General features: G+C 71.2%; 19 protein-coding genes. 4 read left to right on the top strand and 15 right to left on the bottom strand.

The window, feature by feature from the left end; translation table 11 throughout:
* Window positions 1–50: 50 nt before the first annotated feature.
* The 3 genes from GL325_RS06795 to GL325_RS06785 form a co-directional block, all read right to left on the bottom strand.
* Window positions 51–3,386 (bottom strand): ExeM/NucH family extracellular endonuclease, encoded by a 3,336-nt coding sequence (locus tag GL325_RS06795; protein ID WP_187769059.1) that lies wholly within the window; start codon window positions 3,384–3,386, stop codon window positions 51–53.
* A gap of 73 nt (window positions 3,387–3,459) precedes the next feature.
* On the bottom strand, window positions 3,460–6,297 hold the full coding sequence (locus tag GL325_RS06790; protein ID WP_187769058.1) for a bifunctional UDP-sugar hydrolase/5'-nucleotidase: 2,838 nt from the start codon (window positions 6,295–6,297) through the stop codon (window positions 3,460–3,462).
* Window positions 6,298–6,410: 113 nt separating this feature from the next.
* Window positions 6,411–6,800 (bottom strand): hypothetical protein, encoded by a 390-nt coding sequence (locus GL325_RS06785; protein ID WP_187769057.1) that lies wholly within the window; start codon window positions 6,798–6,800, stop codon window positions 6,411–6,413.
* Window positions 6,801–6,904: 104 nt separating this feature from the next.
* On the opposite strand from GL325_RS06785, the gene GL325_RS06780 reads away from it, so the two are divergent.
* The gene (locus GL325_RS06780) at window positions 6,905–7,756 is read left to right on the top strand and encodes a 3-hydroxybutyryl-CoA dehydrogenase (protein WP_187411991.1); all 852 of its coding nucleotides are present in this window, start codon (window positions 6,905–6,907) and stop codon (window positions 7,754–7,756) included.
* A 4-nt stretch (window positions 7,757–7,760) separates the two neighbouring features.
* On the opposite strand, the gene GL325_RS15945 is transcribed toward GL325_RS06780, so the two are convergent.
* Both GL325_RS15945 and mmuM read right to left on the bottom strand, forming a co-directional pair.
* Complete coding sequence (locus GL325_RS15945; RefSeq protein ID WP_187769056.1) at window positions 7,761–8,381, bottom strand: PaaI family thioesterase; 621 nt, start codon at window positions 8,379–8,381, stop codon at window positions 7,761–7,763.
* 9 nt (window positions 8,382–8,390) lie between these two features.
* Window positions 8,391–9,248, bottom strand: coding sequence for a homocysteine S-methyltransferase (gene mmuM, locus GL325_RS06770; protein ID WP_255955737.1), 858 nt, complete (start codon window positions 9,246–9,248; stop codon window positions 8,391–8,393).
* A gap of 141 nt (window positions 9,249–9,389) precedes the next feature.
* Here mmuM and GL325_RS06765 point away from each other — a divergent pair, with 141 nt between their 5' ends.
* A complete protein-coding gene (locus GL325_RS06765) occupies window positions 9,390–10,913 on the top strand; it encodes an AMP-binding protein (RefSeq protein WP_154596428.1) in 1,524 nt (507 codons plus the stop codon).
* Between the two features lie 29 nt (window positions 10,914–10,942).
* Here the strand turns inward: GL325_RS06765 and GL325_RS06760 are convergent, their stop codons facing one another.
* The 6 genes from GL325_RS06760 to GL325_RS06735 all read right to left on the bottom strand — a co-directional run bounded on the left by GL325_RS06760 (window position 10,943) and on the right by GL325_RS06735 (window position 17,626).
* Window positions 10,943–11,887: a hypothetical protein gene (locus GL325_RS06760; protein ID WP_187769055.1), complete on the bottom strand. Its 945-nt coding sequence runs from the start codon at window positions 11,885–11,887 to the stop codon at window positions 10,943–10,945.
* Window positions 11,881–12,399 (bottom strand): hypothetical protein, encoded by a 519-nt coding sequence (locus tag GL325_RS06755; protein ID WP_187769054.1) that lies wholly within the window; start codon window positions 12,397–12,399, stop codon window positions 11,881–11,883. Before GL325_RS06755 ends, GL325_RS06760 begins: the two co-directional genes overlap by 7 nt.
* A gap of 92 nt (window positions 12,400–12,491) precedes the next feature.
* A complete protein-coding gene (ppc, locus tag GL325_RS06750) occupies window positions 12,492–15,278 on the bottom strand; it encodes a phosphoenolpyruvate carboxylase (protein WP_187769053.1) in 2,787 nt (928 codons plus the stop codon).
* A gap of 81 nt (window positions 15,279–15,359) precedes the next feature.
* The gene (locus tag GL325_RS06745; protein WP_154596424.1) at window positions 15,360–15,644 is read right to left on the bottom strand and encodes a protealysin inhibitor emfourin; all 285 of its coding nucleotides are present in this window, start codon (window positions 15,642–15,644) and stop codon (window positions 15,360–15,362) included.
* The gene (locus GL325_RS06740; RefSeq protein ID WP_154596423.1) at window positions 15,605–16,648 is read right to left on the bottom strand and encodes a M4 family metallopeptidase; all 1,044 of its coding nucleotides are present in this window, start codon (window positions 16,646–16,648) and stop codon (window positions 15,605–15,607) included. Before GL325_RS06740 ends, GL325_RS06745 begins: the two co-directional genes overlap by 40 nt.
* 93 nt (window positions 16,649–16,741) lie before the next feature.
* Window positions 16,742–17,626, bottom strand: a complete 885-nt coding sequence (locus GL325_RS06735) for a hypothetical protein (RefSeq protein WP_154596422.1) — start codon at window positions 17,624–17,626, stop codon at window positions 16,742–16,744.
* 57 nt (window positions 17,627–17,683) lie between these two features.
* On the opposite strand from GL325_RS06735, the gene GL325_RS06730 reads away from it, so the two are divergent.
* Window positions 17,684–18,118: a hypothetical protein gene (locus GL325_RS06730; RefSeq protein ID WP_187769052.1), complete on the top strand. Its 435-nt coding sequence runs from the start codon at window positions 17,684–17,686 to the stop codon at window positions 18,116–18,118.
* On the opposite strand, the gene GL325_RS06725 is transcribed toward GL325_RS06730, so the two are convergent.
* Entirely contained in the window at window positions 18,093–18,323 is a 231-nt protein-coding gene (locus GL325_RS06725) for a hypothetical protein (RefSeq protein ID WP_187769051.1), read from the bottom strand. The two genes, GL325_RS06730 and GL325_RS06725, sit on opposite strands and share 26 nt — an antisense overlap.
* A gap of 12 nt (window positions 18,324–18,335) precedes the next feature.
* Between GL325_RS06725 and GL325_RS06720 the strand changes: the two genes are divergently transcribed.
* The gene (locus tag GL325_RS06720) at window positions 18,336–18,494 is read left to right on the top strand and encodes a hypothetical protein (protein WP_154596419.1); all 159 of its coding nucleotides are present in this window, start codon (window positions 18,336–18,338) and stop codon (window positions 18,492–18,494) included.
* A 16-nt stretch (window positions 18,495–18,510) separates the two neighbouring features.
* Here the strand turns inward: GL325_RS06720 and GL325_RS06715 are convergent, their stop codons facing one another.
* From GL325_RS06715 to dnaJ, 3 genes are all read right to left on the bottom strand, one after another.
* A complete protein-coding gene (locus tag GL325_RS06715) occupies window positions 18,511–19,329 on the bottom strand; it encodes a hypothetical protein (RefSeq protein WP_154596418.1) in 819 nt (272 codons plus the stop codon).
* A 137-nt stretch (window positions 19,330–19,466) separates the two neighbouring features.
* Complete coding sequence (locus GL325_RS06710) at window positions 19,467–19,838, bottom strand: heat shock protein transcriptional repressor HspR (RefSeq protein ID WP_154596417.1); 372 nt, start codon at window positions 19,836–19,838, stop codon at window positions 19,467–19,469.
* Window positions 19,835–20,965, bottom strand: a complete 1,131-nt coding sequence (dnaJ, locus tag GL325_RS06705; RefSeq protein WP_154596416.1) for a molecular chaperone DnaJ — start codon at window positions 20,963–20,965, stop codon at window positions 19,835–19,837. The genes GL325_RS06710 and dnaJ overlap by 4 nt, the downstream gene beginning before the upstream one ends.
* Window positions 20,966–20,996: the final 31 nt, after the last annotated feature.

The following is a 20,996-nucleotide window of genomic DNA, read 5'->3' as shown; positions in this document are numbered from 1 at the left end:
CGTTCGAAGGCCGGCCCCCGCGATCCGAGGGCCGGCCTTCGAACGTTCGATCAGCGCACGCGCACCGTGAAGGCGCGGGTGGCCGGCGAGGTCAGCGACGTGCCGCTGAACTTCGCCTTCAGCCGGATGGTCCCCTTCGACGTCAGCCTCGGCAGGGTGACCGTGGCCTTGCCGTTCTTCACCGAGCCGGACCCGAGCAGCTTCGTGCCGCGGTAGATCCGCACCTTGCCCGAGGTCTCGGTGAAGCCGGAGGTCCGGACGACGACCCGCACCTTGGCCCGCGTCTTCGTCGTCACCTTGCCGTTCAGGACCCGGGCCGAGAGGGACGCCGTCGCCTTCGCGACGGTGACCCGAACGGTCGTGTGGCTCGGGTCGACGCTGGCGTTGCCGCCGTAGAAGACCGTGACCGGCGTGGTGCCGGGCCGCAGGGCGGTGCCGGGCACGCGCAGGATCGCCCGGCCGTCGATCATCAGTGCCGAGGCGACGATGCGCCCGCCCACGGTGGCGTACGTCGAACCGCTCGCGCCCGGAGCGCCCGTCACCGTGATGGTGGTCGGCTTCCCGTACGCGCCACGAGCCGCCTGCGCCGTCAGCGTGGACTCGGCACGCACCTCGACGGCGACCGTGCCGGCGGAGTCGGCGTAACGACTCTCGCCCGCGAAGGCCACGTCGAGCACCCGCCGACCCGCGCGCAGCGAGTCCGCCGGGATCCTGACCGTCGCCCTGCCGTCGGCGACGGCGGCCGAGCCGAGGACCTTGCCGCCCGACGACACGGTGACCGTGCCGCGAGGCGAACCCGTGGCCGAGCCGACCGTGACGGCGACGTCGAACGCCTCGTCCGCCCACACCGAGGAGGGGACGCTCGCGGTCGTCGTCGTGGCGACCTCGGCGGCCGTGCCGGGATCGAAGCCGACGATCACCGGGTCGTGATCGCTGGCCCGGAACGGCGACGACGCGTCGAACAGGTTCGTCACGTTGTTGTTGAACCGGCTGTACTCGCGAGCGATGGACTCCGGCGCGTTGATCGTCCACACGTCGGCGCCGGTGACGCCGCTGAAGGCCGCGGTCGACGCGAAGACGTGGTCGAGCGAGCCGTGCATCCCGTCGAACTGGTAGGTCTCCTCGTCGGTCAGGCGCTGCTCGACGTTGACGAACCCGGCGTCCTCGATGATCGCCAGCGGATCCTCCTTGGCGTACGAGTTGAAGTCGCCCAGCAGGAACACCCGGTCGGTGTCGCTCCGCTCCTCCAGCGAGGCGACGAAGTCGACGAGCGCCTCGGCCTGGCGCACCCGCGCGCGGTTGGACGCGCCCTGGCCGTCGCCCTGGTCGGCGTCCGCGCCCTCGCCCGAGCCCTTGGACTTGAAGTGGTTGACGATCGCCAGGAAGTCCTGGCCCGCATCACCGTCGACCGGGCGGAACTCCTGGGCCAGCGGGGCGCGAGCGCTCTCGAACGCGGGAGAGTCGAGGATCGTCGACGGGCCGACCGGCTCGACGACGTCGCGCTGGTAGATGAACGCGGTGCGGATGACGTCGCGCCCCGTCGTGGGGATCGTCGCCGGCGACAACACCGGGGCCCACCGGTCGGTGCCGGCCTCGGCGTTGAGCGCCGCGACGAGCGTCTTCAGGGCCTCGTCGCGGTCGGCGCCGCCGAGCGAGCCGGTGTCCTCGATCTCCTCCAACGAGACCACGTCGGCGTCGAGCGTCGTGATCGCCTGGACGATCTTGGCCTGCTGCCGCGCCAGGCTCGCGTCGTTCGCGGCACCGCGCGGGCCGTTGTTCGTGCAGCTGTTCACGGTGATGCGTTCGCCGTCGCGATCCGAGTACCAGGTGCACGTGCCGCGGCCCGAGGACACCCAGTCCTCGCCCGTGGTCGTGAAGTAGTTCAGGACGTTGAACGAGGCCAGCGTGACCGCGCCCCCGACGTCCTTCGGCTTCGCGTCGCGCGTGCTGGTCGGATCGATCGAGGCGGACTCGTCGCCGGCCGCGAACGGCTCGGTGGGCTGCAGCTTCCACGTGTTGTTGCGGTAGTCCATGACCAGCACGTCGTCGATCGTGACGGAGGCGCCGGTGCGGACCTCGTTGCCCGCGGTCAGCCACGGGACGGGCACGGCACGGTTGGCGCCCGACGTGAAGTTGATGCTCTTGCCGTCGTCGAGGGTGATGAGCCGCGCGGCGTTGCGCGCCACGAGCGCGTCGTAGGCACCCGTGCGCGGGCGGACCTCGTTGGTCGGCTGCGGCAGGACCGTGTCCCCCGCGGCCAGACCGAGCTCGCCGTAGGTGTTCGTTCCGAAGTTGTTGGTCAGCGTGAAGGTGCCGTCCGTCGCGTCGACGAGCATGCCCTCGAGCGCCTCGCGCTGCTCCTCGGCCAGCGGGAACTGCGCCGGCGTGGGCGTGACGGTGCCCTCGACGGCGGCGTCCTGCCACGAGGCGGCGGTCAGCTGGGTCAGTCCGTTGAACTCCGACACGGCGCCGGTGACGTCGACCGTGTCACCGAGCTGGACGGCCCCGGCGAACGACGAGCCGTAGACGAACAGGCCGTGGGACGCCGGTCCGGCCGAGCCGCCCGTGCCGGGCGTCTGCACGTACGCGCCGTTGAAGCCGCCGGAGGCGTAGAGCGCCGTGACGACACCCGTCGTGGTGACGGTCTGGCCCACCCGCGGACTGGTCGTGCCGGTGCCCTGGATGTCGGCGATCGTGACGGTCGGCGTGGGCTCGGGCTCCTGGGGACCGGCGTCACCGGGCCCGTCACAGGCGGTGCCGCACGGAACCGGCGAGGGTGCTCCGGCGGAGAAGTCGGTCGCGTTGGTGTCGGTGTCGGCGCCGGACGCTCGGGTGACGGACTGCGTCAGGGTGTATCCGCTGGCCTTGACCGCACCCTCGAAGGTGTTCGAGGCGCCGTAGCCGATCAGATCGGCCAGCGCCGCGTTCGCGCGGACGGTGGCCAGGTCGCCCGTGAGCGGCGTCTCGGACTTCACCAGGGCGATGGTCCCGCCGTTGGCGTTGCCCGAGAAGGCGACGCTGCTGGTCACGTCCGGCGTCGGCAGGTCGAGGCCGTTCGCGGCGTTCGCGTTGCCGCTCACCAGCAGGGTTCCGCCCGGCTCGACGTGGTGGTCGCCCAGCGGGATCGTGGCCGAGAAGTTGGCGGTCTGGTTGTACGCCCGGTACTGCACCGACCAGCCGTTGACGCTGATGTCGGAGTCCGTGGGGTTGTACAGCTCCACGAACTTGTTCTTGTACGTGGCGCCGGTGGAGCCGCCGTTGAGGTAGACCTCGTTGATGACGAGCCCGGACCCGTCGGGCGCGGCGTGCGCGGTGGTCGGCACCGCCGCGGCGGTGCCGGCGGCGAGAGCGAGCGCGGTCAGACCACGCAGGACAGGACGAGACATCGGTGTTCCCCTCGAGATGGATGCTGCCGGAGTGGACCCGGGGCGGTCTGCGTGCAGACCGCCCCGGGTTCTCTCACTTCTTCTTGACGACCGTGGTCTTCACGGAGGTCTTGGTGTTCTTGGCCACGGCACCGCCCTTGTAGTGGACGGTCAGCGTCGTGCGGCCGCGGCTGAGCTTGGCCAGCTTGACCCGCGCGACGCCGTTCTTGACGGTGGCCTTGCCCACGACCTTCGAGCCGCGCTTGACGATGACCGTGCCACCGGGCTTGAAGCCCGGCGCGGTGACGCGAGCCTTCAGGGTCGCGCGCTTGCCGGCCGTGATCTTCTTGGCCACGGCGGCGCGGAGCCTGACGTCGGCCTTGCTGACCGTGACGGTCGCCGTGGCGTCAGCCGGCTCGTACGAGCTGCTGCCGTTGAAGAACAGGCCGTAGCGGTACGTGCCCGGCTTGAGCGCCGTGCCGCCGAAGCGGAACGTGCCCTTGCCGTCGGACAGGAACGCCGTGCCGACCGTCATGCCCAGCTGGTTGGCCACGTAGACGATGCCGGTCGTGCCCGGGGCCGCCGTCAGCGTGATCCGCGGGGCCGTGCCGTACGGGGTCGTCGACCCCTGGGCCGAGAACGGGGTCTCGGCCTTGAACACGGTGACCGACACGGTCGTGGACGAAGCGCCGAGGCGAGGCTCGCCGGCGTACTCGACCGTGAGCCGGCGAGGGCCGACCCGCAGCGCGGACGCGTCGACCTCGACCGTGGCCGCGCCGTTCGCCAGCGTCGCCGAGCCCACCGTCGTGGCGCCGTCCTTGACGACGACCCGACCCTCGGGCGCGAGTGCGTCCGAGGACTCCACCGTCACGTCGACGTCGAACCGATCACCCTTGGAGACGCTCGCGGGCGCCGTGGCCCGGGTCGTCGTGGTGGCCTCGGCCAGCGCGTCGACCGAGAGCGGGATGGTCGCGACCGTTCCGCTCGGCGACGCGGTCGCCCGGATGACCGGGCTCGCGTGGGCGCCGCGCGGCAACGTGAACTCGAATGTCCCGCTGGCGCCGTTGGCGACGGCCTGGGTGCCGAGGTTCTTCGTCGTGCCGTCGCCGTACTCGAGCGTCGCACTGACCGACGTGTTGGCGGGGCTGCCCAGTGACGTCAGGTCGAGCTTCGGCAGCGAGAACCGGACGGTGTCGCCGGCCGTGTACTCGTCCTGCAGACCCGTGACCGCGACCGCGCGGCGACCGAAGTCCGGCGTGATCGGGGACTTGGCGCCCAGGTACTCGATCCAGCCCTCGTAGTCCACGACGCCGGTGTCGACCCACGTGCCCTCGGTGAGGGCGCGGAAGTTGTCGCCGCCGGTGGCCAGGAAGGACGGGGCGATGACCCGGTAGGACTTCGCCGGGTCGATCGGCTGGTCGTCGATCCAGGCGCTCGTGACGCGCTGGCCCTCGGGCCGGGTGGCGTCGTAGGTGTAGCGGACGTTGTCCGAGACGCCCAGCTGCAGGTACGGGCGGCTGGGGACGCTGCCGTCGGCGTTGCGCTGCCACTGCTGCTCGAACACCTTCTTCAGCGACGCGCCCGTGAGCGTGACGGTGTAGAGGTTGTTCGTGAACGGCAGGATCGAGTTCGCCTCGGCGAAGGTGACGACGCCGTCGGTGTTGTTCGGTCCGCCGGTGGACGTGTTGCCCGCGTAGAAGAGCTCGGAGTTGCGCAGGCCGCCGGGGTTGTTGATGGCCAGGTCGGCGGGGGCGTTGGTGCCCTTGGACTGGGCCAGCATGGCGTCGGGCACGAGGTTGCCGAGGGTCGACTCACTGGCGCGGTCGTCGGTCGTGCCGCCCGTGTACGTGCCGTCCACGAAGCTGCCGCCACTGAACGCGCGCGTGATGTCGGCGGTGATGTCGCCGACCTTCTCGTTGCCGATGGCGGTGGCGTGCTCGAGCGCGTCGTCCACGACCTTCTTCACGGCGGCGACGCGGGGCAGCGACTCGTCGGCGGTGCCCACACGGGGCACGTTCGCGACGGTGCTCGAGGCGACGGCGCCCGTGTCGGGATCGACGGACAGGGTGACCTTGCCGACGTTCTCGCCGTAGCTGCCGGTCTGGATCACCGGACGGGTCCCGGACCCGCCGGGGATCGGGGCGTCCCAGGCGTAGGCCTTGTGGGTGTGGCCGGTGAAGATCGCGTCGACCGAGGCATCGGTGTTGTTGACGATGTCGGCGAAGGCGCCGCCATGGGCCAGCTCCTGCGCGAGCGACGATCCGTCGGGCGTGCCCGCACCGGCGCCCTCGTGGTACGCCGCGACGATGACATCGGGCCGGTCGGCCTCGGGCAGCGCCTCGAGGCGGTCCACCTCGTCGTTGACGGCGTCGACCGGGTCGGTGAACGTCAGGGTGCTGATCCCGGTCGGCGTCACGAGCGTCGGCGTCTCCTGCGTGACGGCACCGATGACCGCGAGCTTGAGGCCGCCCACCGTGAAGGTGTCGGACGCGGGCAGCGCGGCGGAGCCGTCGGCCTTCAGCCGCACGTTCGCGCCGAGGTAGGAGAAGTCCGCACGGTCCTTGACGCGGCCGGTCAGGTCGGCGAAGCCACGGTCGAACTCGTGGTTGCCGACGGCCGAGACGTCGAGGTCGAGCGCGTTCAGCACGTCGATCGTCGGCTCGTCCTGCTGCGTCGCCGAGGCGAACGGCGAGGCGCCGATGTTGTCACCGACGGACAGGAACAGCGTGTTGGCCTCACCGGCGCTCCGGCGGATCTGCTCGAGGGTCGTGGCGAACTTGGTGGTGTTCGCGTCGATACGACCGTGGAAGTCGTTGATGTCGACGAGGGTGATGTCGACGGGATCGGCCGCGTGGGCCGAGGGTGCTGCCAAGATCGGGGCGCTCAGCAGCGCACCGATCGCGACGGCCGAGAGGGAACGACGGGACTTCACGATCATCTGTCCTTTGCTTCGCAGGAGAACCGGTGCGCACACCGTAACCCTGAGAAACCCCCAAGAACGCCGACCGGCGATGACAGTTCGATTAAGAGCCGGGGAACAGTCGCTCAGTGCACGACGGCAGCCTGCATGCGGCACGGGCCGTCGGGCGCGGCCACGATCGGATCGAGCGCGAACGGCACGCTGGAGCCGGCCTTGACCTTGTCCAGGTCGACCGTCCGAGCGGGCCCGGTCTGCTGGCCGATGAAGACCGTCAGCCGGTAGTCGCGCACCTTCTGGCCCGAGTTCTGCACCGTTCCCTTGACCTTCCAGGCCCCGCCGGCGACCTTGCGGCAGGTGAACGAGGTGATCGCCAGCGGATCGATCGTGCCGGCCGCCTGCGAGGCGACACCGGTGGAGCTGGCCGCCGTCGAGCCCGCTTCCGGGGTCGGCGCATCGTCACTTCCGCCACACCCCGCGACGGCCAGGACGAGCAGCACCGAGATCCACGCACGCATGGGGCCATCCCATCACGCCCGCCGATGCCGACCGCGGAGGCTCACCCGGCGGCCGATAACATCGAAAGTGAGGGATTCATCATCTTCTGGGAGGTCGCGTGACCATCGAACGCATCGGAGTCGTCGGCGGTGGCCTCATGGGCTCCGGAATCGCGGAGGTCAATGCCCGCGCCGGCATCTCGGTCGTCCTGATCGAGGTGTCCGAGGACGCCGCAGAGGCGGCGCGTGACCGCGTCCGCGCCTCGCTGCAGCGGGCCGTCGATCGCGGCAAGCTGTCCGAGCAGGACCGCGACGCGGCGCTCGACGCCATCGTCGTGTCGACCGACCTGAACGACCTGGCCGACCGCCAGCTGGTCGTCGAGGCGGCCAGCGAGAAGGAGTCGATCAAGCTCGACCTCTTCACCCGGATCGGCCGCATCCTGCAGGACCCGGACGCCATCTTGGCCTCCAACACCTCGTCGATCCCGATCGTGAAGCTCGGCGCCGCCTCGGGCCGCGCGGACCGCGTCATGGGCGTCCACTTCTTCAACCCGGCGCCCGTCATGAAGCTGGTCGAGCTGATCCCCTCGCTGACGACGTCGGACAAGACGCTCGACCGGATGCGGTCCTACGTGTCCGAGACGCTCGGCAAGCAGCCGATCGACGCCACCGACCGCGCCGGCTTCATCGTGAACTCGCTGCTGGTGCCGTACCTGCTGTCGGCCATCCGGATGTACGAGGCGGGCTACGCCTCGGCGAAGGACATCGACAACGGCATGGTGCTCGGCTGCGGCCACCCCATGGGACCGCTCGCGCTGGCCGACCTCATCGGCCTCGACACGATCAAGGCCATCGGCGAGTCGATGTACGAGGAGTTCAAGGAGCCGCTCTACTCCCCTCCGCCGCTGCTCGACCGCATGGTCGACGCCGGCCTGATGGGCAAGAAGTCCGGTCAGGGCTTCTACCCCTACCCCTGAGTCCCTAGTCCGTGGTGCGCTTCCCGAGCCCCTGCTCGGGAAGCAGCCGCAGGAACAGGCCCTCGCCCTCGGCGCACACGGTGTCGCCGTGGCGGATCTCGCCGCGGACGAACCACTTGCGGCCCTCGACGCGGTCGATCCAGGCGGCGGCCTGCAGCTCGGTGTCGATCGGGGTCAGCGCCCGGTAGTCGGTGTGCAGGTACGCCGTGCGCGTGATGCCGCCGGCCGCCAGGGACGCCAGGATGCCCAGCACCTCGTCGAACAGCAGGCTGACCGCGCCGCCGTGCACCGCCATGCCGCCGCCCATGAACCAGCGGCCGAAGCGGACCGTGCCCTCGACGCGCTCGGTCGTGCGCGAGGTGACCAGCAGCTCGGGCAGCATCGCGTGTCCTCGCACCGGCAGCTCGGCGACCCGGCCGTTGACCTGGTGCTGCTCGTCGGTGGTGCTCTTCTCGAGGCGGTCACGCCACACGGCGAGGTCGGCCGCGAGGCCGTCGATCGCCTCGCGGTCCATGCTCAGGGCAGCCAGCGCGTTCTGCACGCCGTGCAGGTTCTCGATCAGCTCGCCGTAGGCGCGGACGTCGTCGGCGGCGAAGTCGCCGCGGAACATCTCTTCCCAGCTCACGGGCCGAGGCTACCGAGCAGCCTCCGCCGGGCCGGCGCCACCTGTCTCCCGGACGGACCGGACCTGCTCGGCGATGCGGCCGATCGCGGCGGGCCCCACCCGGCAGCAGCCACCGATCCACGCGGCGCCGACCTGGATCCATCGCGGCACCAGCGAGACGTCGTACGTGGCCGTGCCGAGCCACTGCTGGGTCTCGGCGTCCCACACCTCGCCCGCGTTCGGGTAGGCGACGCCCGCCTTGCCCGTGGCGGCGGCCAGCTGCAGGGCGGGCAGCACGTCGACCGGCGCACAGCAGTTCACCCCGATCGCGACGACGGAGTCGACCTGCGCCGCCAGCGCGAAGGCCTCCTCCAGACGCTGGCCGGCACACGTCCGGTCGCCGTCGATCGAGTAGGACAGCCATGCGGGGTGGTCGTACTCGGCCAGCAGTCGCACGAGGACCTCGGCCTCGTCGGTGTCGGGAATGGTCTCGACCGCCAGCAGATCGGGCGCGGCCGCGAGCAGCGCCTCGATGCGCGGCCGGTGGAAGTACTCGAGCGCCGACACCGGCACCCCGTACCGGCCCCGGTACTCCGAACCGTCCGCGAGCAGGGCCCCGAACGGTCCCACCGAGCCGGCGACCAGACGGCCGGGGACCCCGTCGGTCGCCTCGCGGGCCAGGTCGACGCTCAGCCGGATCAGTCCGGGGTCGCGGCTCTGGTAGCTGGCGGTCGTCGCGACGTCCGCACCCGCGGCGAAGTAGTCGCGGTGCACGGCGACGATCGCGTCGGGCTCGGAGCGCAGCACGCGAGCCGTCCACTCGCCGCCGGACAGGTCGTGGCCACGCTCCTCGAGCGCGTTCGAGAGGCCACCATCGAGGATGTGCACGCCGCCAGTATGCCGTTCGGCCGGTGGCGTCCACCGCTCACCGATGCGCCCGGGCCCGAGGTGCACACGGACCCGCGGAGTCGCCACAATGGCACCGTGACGTGACCCACGCGCTCACCGACATCGCACGCCGGAGGCACCATGATCGTCCCGCTGACCCTGCGCGACTTCCTCGACCGCGCCCGCACCGTCTACCCCGACCGCGTCGCCGTGGTCGACGAGCCGAACCAGGTCGCGGACTCGTGGGGTGAGGTCACCTACGCCCAGTTGTACGCGCGGGCGCGCAGCCAGGCCGCGACCCTCGACGAGCTCGGCGTCCCCCAGGGCGCGCGCGTCGCGATGATCTCGCACAACGCGGCCCGGCTGCTGGCCTCGTTCTACGGCGTCGCCAACTGGGGCCGGATCTTCGTGCCGGTCAACTTCCGGTTGGCGCCGGCCGAGGTCGCCTACATCGTCGAGCACTGCGGTGCCGAGGTCGTCATGCTCGACCCCGAGCTGGAGCACCTCGCCGCGTCCTGCTCGACCGCGAAGCACGTGTTCGTGCTGGGTCGCGACGACGACAAGATCTGGGCATCCCGGGCCGAGCCGGCCGAGTGGGAACCGGACGAGAACGCCACCGCCACGATCAACTACACCTCGGGCACGACCGCGCGTCCCAAGGGCGTCCAGCAGACCCACCGCGCGCGGTGGGTCAACGCCACCACCTTCGGCTGGCACGCCACGTTGACCGACCGCGACGTCTACCTGCACACGCTGCCGATGTTCCACTGCGACGGGTGGGGCCTGCTCTACGCGGCCACCGGCGTCGGCGTCAAGCAGGTCGTGCAGCGCCAGATCGACGGCGCCGAGATCCTGCGCCGCATCGAGGAGCACGGCGTCACCGTCCTGGCCTGCGCGCCGGCCGTCCTGACCGCGGTGCTCGACGCCCTCCCGGACTGGACCGGCGACACCGGCCGTGACCGCGTGCGCTGCATCGTCGCGGGCGCCCCGCCGCCGACCCGCACCATCCAGCGCGTCCGCGAGGAGCTGGGCTGGGAGTTCATCCAGATCTACGGCCTCACCGAGACCTCGCCGCTGCTGACGATGAGCCGGATGCGCGAGGAGTGGGAGGACTACGAGCCGCAGGAGCAGGCACGCCTGCTGTCGCGCGCCGGCGCCCCCACCATCGGCACCCGGATCATGGTGGACGACCACGGCGAGATCCTGGCGCGCAGCAACACCGTGCTGGAGTCGTACTGGGAGAACCCCGAGGCCACGCAGGAGGCCCTGGCCGACGGGTGGTTCCACACCGGCGACGGCGGCACCTACGAGGACGGGTACGTCACGATCGCCGACCGCAAGAAGGACGTCATCGTCTCGGGCGGCGAGAACGTCTCGTCCATCGAGGTCGAGGACGCCCTGGCGTCCCACCCGGCCGTACGCGAGGTCGCCGTCATCGGCGTGCCCGACGACAAGTGGGGTGAGCTGGTGATGGCCCTGGTGGTCGTCGACGGCGACGTCACCGAGGACGAGTTGCGCAGCCACACCCGCGAGCTCCTCGCCGGGTACAAGGTGCCCAAGCGCGTCGAGTTCCGCGAGGAGCTGGCCCGCACCGCCACCGGCAAGCTGCAGAAGTTCAAGCTGCGCGCCGAGTACTGGGAGGGCCGCGACCGCCTCGTCAACTGACCGTCGGCCGGGGCGCGCGCCCCGGCCGGTCAGTCGACCTCGGTCACGATCGACTGCACCTCGTCGACCCGGATCGGCGCCGATGCCACCGGCGCCTCGAGCGTCGTGGGCGCGCCGGGCACGACGACGGGCGTGCCGCCGACGGTGAACGACAGGTCGTACACGAGCCGGACCGAGGCGCTGTAGGCCGGCCGCCCCTCGACCGAGGTGCTGCCGCCGAGCGATGCCCGCCGGTACGCGTGCCGGCAGTCGCTCTCGGCCGCCGCGCGGGTGGTGGTCAGGGGGCACGAGAACGCTCCCGATCCGTCGCCCGGATCGACGCTCATCGACGCGAAGGTGGCGGTGGCGACGAGGTCGAACGCCGACCCGGTCGCCGACGTCGAGGCGCCCGAGGCCCAGAACCAGGTGTCGAGGGTGACCAGCGTGCGGCCGGTGGGACTCGTCCTCAGCGTCGGAGTGGCCAGGTCGATCTGGCCGATGGCACTCAGCGCACGTTCGAGCAGCGAGGGCGGCTCGTTCTCGCCGGTCCACCAGCTCGACTCCAGCTGGTACGCACCGCCGGTCGAGCACCACCGGTACCGCTCCTCGGAGTCCTCGTTCGGCGGCTCGCCGTCGGGCAACGCGAGCGGCACGATCAGATCGGTGGTGACGCAGAAGCGCGTCCCGAGGCAGTACGGCCCCTCGAGGAGGTGCTCGGCCACCAGGCCCGACGGGGCGGGCGCCGCCGCCAGGTCACACGAGGGCGCACCCGGGCCTGATGAGTCCTCACCACCGGGAGTCGTCGCGCCCGGCGAGGGCTCGTCGGCCGGGATGACGCACACGTACTGACTGACTCCCACCCATTTCACGACGGCCGGTGGGACGCACGTCGGCGCCGCGGCCGTGGCGCTCGACGACATCGCGACCAGCGCGCCGGCGAACGCGAGCGCCCCCACCGCGATCGCGACGATGGCACGTCGCACGTGGATCAGCATGGCGTCTCCGCATCGTCATATCCGCTCAACAACCACCGGCCGCCGGACTTCTCGAGCCGATAGGTGGCGGGCAGCACCTCCCCGACGTTCGTGGAGCCCGGACCGGCCGCCTTCGCACTCCGCGGCACCAGGAACATCGCCGTGAGGTCGAGGCAGCCGCTGACCGCGGCCTCGTCGCCCTCGATCTCGACCTCCGAGGGCTCGAAGGTGTAGGGGCCCAGCCACTTCAGGCCGGCGTCCTCCACCTGCGCCTTGTTGGTCTTGATCAGGTCGGCGCCGAACTCGTCCGTGACCAGGTCCCGGGAGGTCTCGGCGATCGGCTGGGTGCCGCGGTCGTACGCCGCGACCAGGAACGCGTCGACCAGGTCGAGCGCCTCACGCTGCTCGGTGGTGTACCCGTCGGCGTCGAGCGAGGGCGGGGCCGAGGCGGTCGCCTCAGGGTCGACGGCGTCGCCCTCCCCGCACGCTGATAACAGGGGGAACGCCAGCATCAGCGCCCCCAAATATCCCACGAATCGCAAGGATATCGCCACCGTCGCTCCCCTCGTGCCGACCGAATGGCCACCACCCTAGGGGCAATCGCGCGCTGGCGGCGCGAGTCGTCTCAACCCGTGTTCCGCATGCCGTTCGCGATCGCGTTGACCGTCTGCAGCAGGGCGGCGCGCATGTCCTCGTCGACGGCGTCCGGGTCCTCGCGGTACCTGGCCAGCAGGTCGACCTGGGCGAACGAGATCGGCTGCAGGTAGACGTCGCGGATGTCGAGGGTGCGCTTCAGGGCGGGCTGGTCGTCGAGCAGGTGCTTCTCGCCGGTGACGCGCAGGACCTCCTCGACCGTGACGGCGTGCTCGGCACGGATCAGGTCGAAGATCGGCCGCAGGTCGACCGGCACCAGCGTCTCGACGTAGTGGGCGGCGTCATCGAGGTCGGTCTTGGCCAGCGTCATCTCGACGTTGGAGATGAAGGTCCGGAAGAAGTGCCACTGCTCGAGCATCGCGGTCAGCACCTTCTCCTCGCCGGCCAGGCGGGCCGCCCGCAGGCCACTGCCGACGCCGAACCACCCGGGCACGATCTGGCGGCTCTGCGTCCAGCCGAACACCCAGGGGATCGCGCGCAGGGACTCGATGCCGCCGCCGGCGTCGGGACGGCGGGCCGGACGGGACCCGATGTTCAGTCCGCCCAGCTGGTCGACGGGCGTCGAGGCCAGGAAGTAGTCGAACAGGCCCGGGGCGTCGATGAGCTTGCGGTAGGCCGCGTATGCGGCGTCGCTGATGCGGGTCATCGTCTCGTCCCACTGCTGCATCGTCTCGGGAGGAGTCCGCGCCTCGAGGTGCAGCGTCGAGGCCTCGAGCACGGCGGCGAGCGACAGCTCGAGGTTCTCGTGGCCCAGTCGCGGCAGCGAGTACTTGTCGCTGATGACCTCGCCCTGCTCGGTGAACTTGATGTCGCCGGTCAGGACGCCGTAGGGCTGGGCCAGGATCGCGTCGTAGGTGGGGCCGCCACCGCGGCCGACCGTGCCGCCGCGACCGTGGAACAGCCGCAGCCGCACCCCGTGCCGCTGCGCGACGTCGCGCAAGGCCCGCTGGGCCCGGTGCAGCTCCCACTGGGAGGTCGTGATGCCGCCGGCCTTGTTCGAGTCGGAGTACCCGAGCATGACCTCCTGCACGTCGCCGCGCAGCGCCACCAGTCGGCGGTAGTTCGGGTCGGAGAGCAGTTGGTCCAGCACGGTGCCCGCGCGGCGGATCTCCTCGATCGTCTCCAGCAGCGGGACGAAGTCCAGACGTGCGTAGGGCTCGATGCCCTCGCCGCCGACCAGGTCGACCAGACCGGCCTGGCGGGCGAGCACGATGGGCGCCAACAGGTCGTCGCCGTCGAGGGTCATCGAGACGATGTAGGACTCGATGACGTCGTCGCCGAAGGTCTGCTTCAGCTCGCGCACCGCGGTGAAGACGCCGTAGGTGCGCGCGCCCCACTCGTCCAGGGGCGGCGGGTCAAGGGCGAGGGGCCTCGGCCGGACCAGCTCGTCGGACAACAGCGCGAAGCGCTCCTCGCGGCTCAGCTCGGAGTACGGCCGGTCGGACTCGCCCAACCGGTCGAAGAGCAGGCCCAGCGCGCGGTGGTGCGCGTCGGCGTGCTCGCGGATGTCCATCGTCGCCAGGTGCAGGCCCACGGCGGCGATCGTGCGGATGGCCCGGGCCAGCATGCGGTCGGCGACCAGCTCGCCGCCGTGCGCGCGCAGCGACGCCTCGACGATCGCGAGGTCGGCCAACAGCTCGGCGCGGTCGGCGTAGTCGCGCCCCGGGACGTGCGGCCCACCCGAGGCGACGCGCTCGGCCGAATGGGCGACCTTGAGCTTCATGCACGACAGCTTGAGCCGGTACGGCTCGTGGGCGTTCACCGAGAGCAGCCGGGGATCGAGATCGGGCAGCGCATCGATGTCGGCCGCCAGTGACTCCGCCAGTTCCACGCTGATGTCGACCAACTCGGCCGACGACGACAGCTCGCGGATCAGCACGTCGAGGTTCGTGTCGATGATCCGCGTGGCGATCCGGTTCTGCAGCTGCAGGATGTTCAGCGTGACCTCGGGCGTGACGTTGGGGTTGCCGTCGCGGTCGCCGCCGATCCACGTGCCGAACGAGAGTGGACGACGGGTCGGGTCGAGTCGGATGCCGTGCTCGGCGAGCAGGTCGGCCAGGTCGGCCGACACGTCGGGCAGCGCCTCCTCGAGGATCTGCTGGAGGAAGAACACCAGGTGCCGCGCCTCGTCGACCGGGGTGGGTCTGGTGCGCCGGACGGCGTCCGTCTGCCAGATGAGGTCGATCAGCTGGGCCAGGTCCTTGTCCTGGGCGGCGCGCCGGCGGGTGCCCGGCTCGGCCGACGACGCCAGCAGGTCGGCGATCTTCCGCAGCTTGGTCAGGACCGTGCGGCGGCTGACCTCGGTGGGGTGGGCGGTGAAGATCGCGCGGACGTCGAGTCGGTCGATGCCGGCGGCCAGTCCTTCGGGACCCTGTTCGGCGACGATCTCGCTGATCGTGCTGGCGAGCCATCCTTGGTCGTCGGGGCGGGCCTCGATGGCGCGCACCCGGGCGACCTGCTCGGCCACGTTCGCGAGGTTGAAGTAGACGCCGAACGCCCGGACGAGCTTGCCCACGGTGGGCAGGTCGAGCCCTGCCATGATCTCGCGGATCAGGGTGCCGGCCTGACGGCGCTGGGCCGGGTCGTCGGACTCCTCGAGGAGTCGGCCCTGGGCGCGCACCTGCTCGACGAGGTCGAGGAACTCCTGACCCTCGAGGCGCCGCAGCGTCTCGCCGAGCAGGTCCCCGACCCGGCGGACGTCGGCACGCAGTGCGCGGTCCTTGGAGTGGGCGATGGCATCGAACTCGGAGGCGGTCATGGGGCTCCCCTCGGCAGGCGGACATGAGTGGGCGCCGTTGCCTGCTCCCACCCTAGCCACGCGACAGCGGAGCGGCAGGGCTCAGGTGGCGCGGTGGACGACGGCCTCGACGAGGTCGCGCCACGGACCGTCGACCTGCTGCTCGGGCAGGACGGCCGCGCGCTCGTTGGCGTGCAGCTCGTAGACGAACCCGTCGGGACGGCCGTCATCGGGAGCGTCGTCCCAGGGACAGGCCTCGACCAGGGGCCACCAGGCCTGCGCCTCGTCCTCGGACGTGGCCTCGACCTCCCACTGCCGGCGCAATCCGGCGAAGCCGCCCGTGCGGATCACCCGGACGACGAGGAGGGGCTGGTCGATGTGGTCCATACCCCCACAGCCTGCCACGCGTCCCTGACCACGTCAGCCGCGTCGTACTGCCCGGCGACCGCGATCGTGGCCCGGGCGAACTGATCGAACGTGGCCTGCCGGGACAGGGCGCCGCCCAGGAGCGTCTCGAGCCAGATCCGGCCGGCGACCTCCCACGCCCGACCGCCCAGCGTCGTGGCGACCAGGTGGAAGGCCTTGTTGGGGATGCCGGAGTTGAGGTGCACGCCACCGCTGTCCTCGGTGGTCTCGATGTAGTCGTCCATGTGACCGGGCTGGGGGTCCCGGCCGAGCACGTCGTCGTCGTAGGCCGTGCCCGGAGCCGACATCGAGCGCAGGGCCGCGCCATCGACCTGGTCGGTGAACAGCCCTGCGCCGATGAGCCACGACGCCTGGTCGGCGGTCTGGCCGGCGGCGTGCTGCTCGACGAGGGCGCCGAAGACGTCGGCGATCGACTCGTTGAGGGCGCCGGACTGGTCGCGGTAGTCCAGGGCGGCGGTGAACTCGATCAGGCCGTGGGTGAGCTCGTGACCGATCACCGAGAGCGACGCGGTGAAGCGGCCGAAGATCTCGCCGTCACCGTCGCCGAACACCATCCGGGAGCCGTCCCAGAACGCGTTGTCGTAGGCCCGTCCGTAGTGGACCGTGCCCACCAGCGGCAGGTCGGCGTCGTCGATCGATCGCCGTCCGTACACCCCGCGGAACAGCGCATCGGTGGCGCCGAACCCGTCGTAGGCCTCGTCCACCGCGACATCGCCCGTGGCCGGATCACCCTCGGAGCGCACGAGCCGCCCGGGGAGGCTGGTGGCGTTCTGGGCATCGTGGACTCGTCGGTGCAGGCCGGGTCCGGCCGGCGCCGGCCGGGCCACGTTCGGGTGGTGGTGGTGCTCGGTCCGCTCGGCGAGGGCACTGCGGGCGGCCGCGACCGCGACCGAGAAGCGCTCGTCCTCGAGCGAGGCGATGCGACGGAGCAGGTGAGGCGGGACGATCCCCCGAATCGTTTCCATGTCTCGACCGTAGGGCCCCGCACCGACAGAGCGCGCGTCGTTAACTGCCACGTGAGACTCGGGACCACCAGGTGGCCGACGGACGTGGCCTTCTCAGCGTCCGCCCGCGTCCGACTCCTGATCCCTCTCGTGCTGGAGGGTCTGCACGCCCTGGAACGCTGTCGGCAGGGTGGCCCGCGCGGCGTGGTCGGGGGTCTGCTTCGCCAGGACGTAGGTGGTCAGACCGAGCCCGACCACGGTCATCGCGATCCCGACCACCCAGGCCCACCCGGTCTCGCCCTCGTTGCTCAGCCAGACGGTGGCCGTCGGCACGGCGAAGATCAGGATGACCAGGACCGCCAGGGCACGCGCACCGGCGGCGTTTCCTGCCGCCGCCTCGGCACTCGTGTCCATCATGTTGGCCCGGATGAACTGCCCCGGGCGGAAGAAGGCGAACCACGGCAGGACCACGAGCACGACCAGCCCGAGGGCGACCAGCATCGGCATGAACATGTTCGCCAGCACCGTCAGCGGCAGCTCGGAGGCGATGTCGCCGCCGCCGCGGGAGAAGTCGTACCAGTAGTGCCAGCCGTCGGGCCGCCGGTTGGCCGCGATCGTGTCCTCCACGCCGGGCCGCAGTCGGACCAGGCTCGCCGTCACGCCGAGCACCAGCCCCATGAGCAGCGGCAGCACGATGGTGCGCGCGAACGCGACGATGATCCCCGGGCTCTCGAACCTCCGCCAGATCGTCTCCAGGATGGCGAACGACACGGGCACGCAGGCGGCGAACATCAGCACCAGGCCCCAGGCGGTGTCCCCTTCGCCGTCGGCCGCCACCTCGTCGACGAGCGCGTACTCCAGCGCGATCATGACCAGCACGAGCACCCACGGAACGACGGGCAGGAACAGCCGGCGCCACGGCGCGGGCTCGCGCCGCTCGTTGACCGTGCGGAAGGCGACGTCGTCCCGCAGGAACTCGGGTCCGGAGCCGCGGCTCATGGGGCGACCCTAGGCGAGTCCTTCCCGTCGGGCACCGCGCGTGGGAGGCTCGCCGTCATGTCACCGTCGTTGACCGCATGGTCCCGGGCCCTGCTGACCGTGCTCGTGCTGTTGGGGGTCGGCGCTCTCGGGCTCATGGTGTTCGGCGCCGCGCTCATCTGGAAGGACGCGCATGACTACGCCGAACGCTGGGACGGGGTCGCGGCGCTCCTCGGCACGCTCGCCGCAGGCGCGGGCCTCGTGGCACTCGTCGTCGCGGTGGGACTGGTCCGTCGGATCAGGGCGGCGCAGGCCGCCGCCGACGCCGGTCGACTGGCGGTCGCGGGAGGCTTCGCCGTCGGGATGGCGACAGTCCTCCTGATCGCAGGTCTCTTCATCTCCGAGCTCTGGGGTTCGCTCGTGCCGGGGACCTGGGTCCCCGCCCTCGCCCTGGCCGTTCCGGCGGTCGGCACTGTCGCCGCGGGATTCAGCGCCGGCGCTGCCAGACGGTGACCTGACGCTCGCCGTAGAGCGCCGGGAGGTTCTGCGAGGAGATTCGGCTCTCCGCCAGCTCGGCCTGCAGCTCGGCCACCTTGGCCTGCAGGGCCGCCACCTGGTTCTCGAGCGCGATGACGCGCTTGACCCCTTCGAGGCCGAGCCCCTCGGCCGTGAGCTGGGCGACCTGCCCGACTGGAACCTGTTCGACTGGGTCCCCCACGACTTCGGCTGGGTGCCGCCGCTCTTCGCGTGGTGGCCGGACTGGGACCTCGGCTGGCTCAAGATCGTCTTGGGCATCGCGGTGGCGATCGGCCTCACGGCAGGCGAGATCGACCGCCGCAGGAAGCTCAGCCGGCGACGCGACGCGCCGCCGCCCGCCGGCGACGGCTGACCGGAGTCGGCGGCGCTCAGTACTGCGGATCGTCGGGACGGAACGCCGACCCGCGGGTGTGCCGACCCTGCGCCCACTCCGGCAGGGTGCGCCACTTCTCCTCGTCGACGACCTGTCGGCGCATCACCACCCGCACCAGCCAGAGCCCCACGAGCGTCATGGCGACGCCCACCGTCCAGGCCAGCGCGGTGTGCTCGGCGTTGGAGAGCAGCACCACCGCCGTGGGCACGGCGAAGACCAACATCAGCAGCACCGACATCACGCGCGCCGCCACGATGTTGGACTCGACCACCGACGGGTGCAGCTCCAGCATGTTCGCCTCGAGGAACGCCCGCGGTCGCACGAAGGCGAACCACGGCAGGACCACGAAGATCACCAGCAGCAGCGCGACCAGCATCGACGCGCCGATGTTCACCACGAGGTAGAGCGGCAGGTCGGCCAGCATGCTGCCGCCGCCCCGGGAGGCGTCGAACCAGTAGTGCCACCCGTCGTCCCGCCGCGACGAGACGACGATGTCCTCGACGCCCGGCCGCAGCCGCGCGAGCGATCCGGTCAGCCCCAGGACGGTGCCCATCACCAGCGACAGGCCGAGCGTCCGCGCGAACGCCAGGTGGATCGGTGACCCCGCCGTGCGGGTCCATAACGTCTCGAGCAGTGCCCACGCGACGGGGATGACGGCACCGAACATCACCACGTAGGCGGTGAAGGTCAGGTCACCGCCGACGTCGGCCGCCATGTCCGGGATCACCACAAACTGGGTGACCGCCACCGCGATCGCCAGGATCCACGGGAGGACCGGAAGGAGGATCGTGCGCCACGTCATGCCCCGAGTCATGGTCGCGAGCGTAATCGAGATCCGCGACGACGACCGCCGGATCGAGGACGGTCAGTCGGGGTCGGTCGACCGCTGGCGCCGAAGATGAGGCCACCGACCGAGGGCGCCGCAGCCAGTGGCGCGAACCGGGGCGGCGGTCAGCGCCGGCGCCAGCGGGCCAGCTGGGTCTCGCCGTAGAGCGCCGGCAGGTTGCGCGGCGTGCGGGTCTGGGCCAGCTCGGCCTGGAGCTCGGCGACCTTGGCCTGCAGCGCCGTCACCTGGTTCTCGAGCGCGATCACGCGCTTGACGCCCTCGAGGCCGAGACCTTCGGCGGTCAGCTGGGCGACCATCCGCAGCAGCTCGATGTCGCGCAGCGAGTACCGCCGGCCGCCGCCGGAGGTGCGGCCCGCCTCGACCAGGCCGATCCGGTCGTAGGTCCGCAGGGTCTGCGGGTGCAGGCCCGAGAGCTCGGCGGCGACGCTGATGACGAACACCTTGGCCTCGGGGCCCGGGGGGACGAAGTCACTCATGACGTCGCTCCTGTCCTCGCTGTCCGATACGCCTCGACGGCCGCCCGCATCTCGTCCGAGGGCTTCGACGGCACCTGGACCTCGACGGTGACCAGCAGGTCACCGCGCGAGCCGTCGCGACGGGTGCCGCCCTTGCCGCGCGCCCGGAAGGTGCGCCCGTTCGGCGTGCCTGCCGGGACCTTGAGCGTGACGGTGGGCCCGTCGATGGTCGGAGCGCTCACCTCACCGCCGAGCACCGCGTCGTCGAACGGCAGCGGCACCGTGACGGTCAGGTCGTCACCCTTGCGGCCGAACCGCTCGTCGCCCTCGACGTGCACGATCAGATACAGGTCGCCCGCAGGCGCACCCGCATCGCCCTTGGCACCCTTGCCGCGGATCTTGATCCGCTGGCCGTCCTTGACGCCGGCGGGGATCTTGACGTTGATCGTGCGGCTCGACGGCGCACGGCCGGAGCCGCCGCACAGGTCGCACGGGTGCTCGACGATGAGTCCGCGGCCGCGGCACACCGAGCACGGCTCGGTCATCGCGAACACGCCGCCGGACGCGCTGGTCTGCATGCCGCTGCCCTGGCAGTTGCTGCACACCTTGGGCACGGTGCCCGGCTTGGCGCCGGTGCCGTGACAGATGGTGCACGGCTCGTCACTGGTCAGGCGCAGGGGCACGGTCGCGCCCTCGACGGCCTGACGGAAGCTGATCGTGGCCTCGGTCTCGAGGTCGTCGCCCCGGCGCGGCTGGGCCTGCCGACGACGGCCACCGCCGCCGCGCGTCCCGCCGCCACCGCCGAAGATCCCACCCAGCAGATCACTGAGGTCGAAGTCGACTCCACCGCCGTACGTGGCACCGCCGGGACCGCCCGCGCCGCCGGGCGGGAAGCCGCCCTTGAACTGCCCGAACAGGGAGCGCTGCTCGTCGTACTGCTTGCGCTTCTCGGCGTTGCCGATGACCCCGTAGGCCTCGGAGATCGCCTTGAACCGCTCCTCGGCCTGGGCGTTGCCGGGGTTGGAGTCGGGGTGGTTGTCGCGGGCCAGCTTGCGGTAGGCCTTCTTGATCTCGTCCGCCGAGGCGTCCTTCTTGACGCCCAGGACCTTGTAGAAGTCCTTGGTGGCCCAGTCAGTCGGTGCGCTCATCGTTCACCCCTCCTCTCGTTCGTTCTCGTGA

The organism is Aeromicrobium sp. 636, assembly GCF_024433585.1.
Lineage (GTDB): Bacteria > Actinomycetota > Actinomycetes > Propionibacteriales > Nocardioidaceae > Aeromicrobium > Aeromicrobium senzhongii.
The sequence above is the reverse complement of the archived record's forward strand: the minus strand, read 5'-3'. Positions and strand labels throughout refer to the sequence as shown.

Excerpts from the sequence above, each read along its gene's own strand:
- GL325_RS06795 (WP_187769059.1), bottom strand. The coding sequence starts at position 3,386 with ATGTCTCGTCCTGTCCTGCGTGGTCTGACCGCGCTCGCTCTCGCCGCC.
- GL325_RS06785 (WP_187769057.1), bottom strand. The coding sequence starts at position 6,800 with ATGCGTGCGTGGATCTCGGTGCTGCTCGTCCTGGCCGTCGCGGGGTGT.
- GL325_RS06765 (WP_154596428.1), top strand. The coding sequence starts at position 9,390 with ATGATCGTCCCGCTGACCCTGCGCGACTTCCTCGACCGCGCCCGCACC.
- GL325_RS06760 (WP_187769055.1), bottom strand. The coding sequence starts at position 11,887 with ATGCTGATCCACGTGCGACGTGCCATCGTCGCGATCGCGGTGGGGGCG.
- ppc (WP_187769053.1), bottom strand. The coding sequence starts at position 15,278 with ATGACCGCCTCCGAGTTCGATGCCATCGCCCACTCCAAGGACCGCGCA.
- GL325_RS06745 (WP_154596424.1), bottom strand. The coding sequence starts at position 15,644 with ATGGACCACATCGACCAGCCCCTCCTCGTCGTCCGGGTGATCCGCACG.
- GL325_RS06740 (WP_154596423.1), bottom strand. The coding sequence starts at position 16,648 with ATGGAAACGATTCGGGGGATCGTCCCGCCTCACCTGCTCCGTCGCATC.
- GL325_RS06735 (WP_154596422.1), bottom strand. The coding sequence starts at position 17,626 with ATGAGCCGCGGCTCCGGACCCGAGTTCCTGCGGGACGACGTCGCCTTC.
- GL325_RS06730 (WP_187769052.1), top strand. The coding sequence starts at position 17,684 with ATGTCACCGTCGTTGACCGCATGGTCCCGGGCCCTGCTGACCGTGCTC.
- GL325_RS06715 (WP_154596418.1), bottom strand. The coding sequence starts at position 19,329 with ATGACTCGGGGCATGACGTGGCGCACGATCCTCCTTCCGGTCCTCCCG.
- GL325_RS06710 (WP_154596417.1), bottom strand. The coding sequence starts at position 19,838 with ATGAGTGACTTCGTCCCCCCGGGCCCCGAGGCCAAGGTGTTCGTCATC.
- dnaJ (WP_154596416.1), bottom strand. The coding sequence starts at position 20,965 with ATGAGCGCACCGACTGACTGGGCCACCAAGGACTTCTACAAGGTCCTG.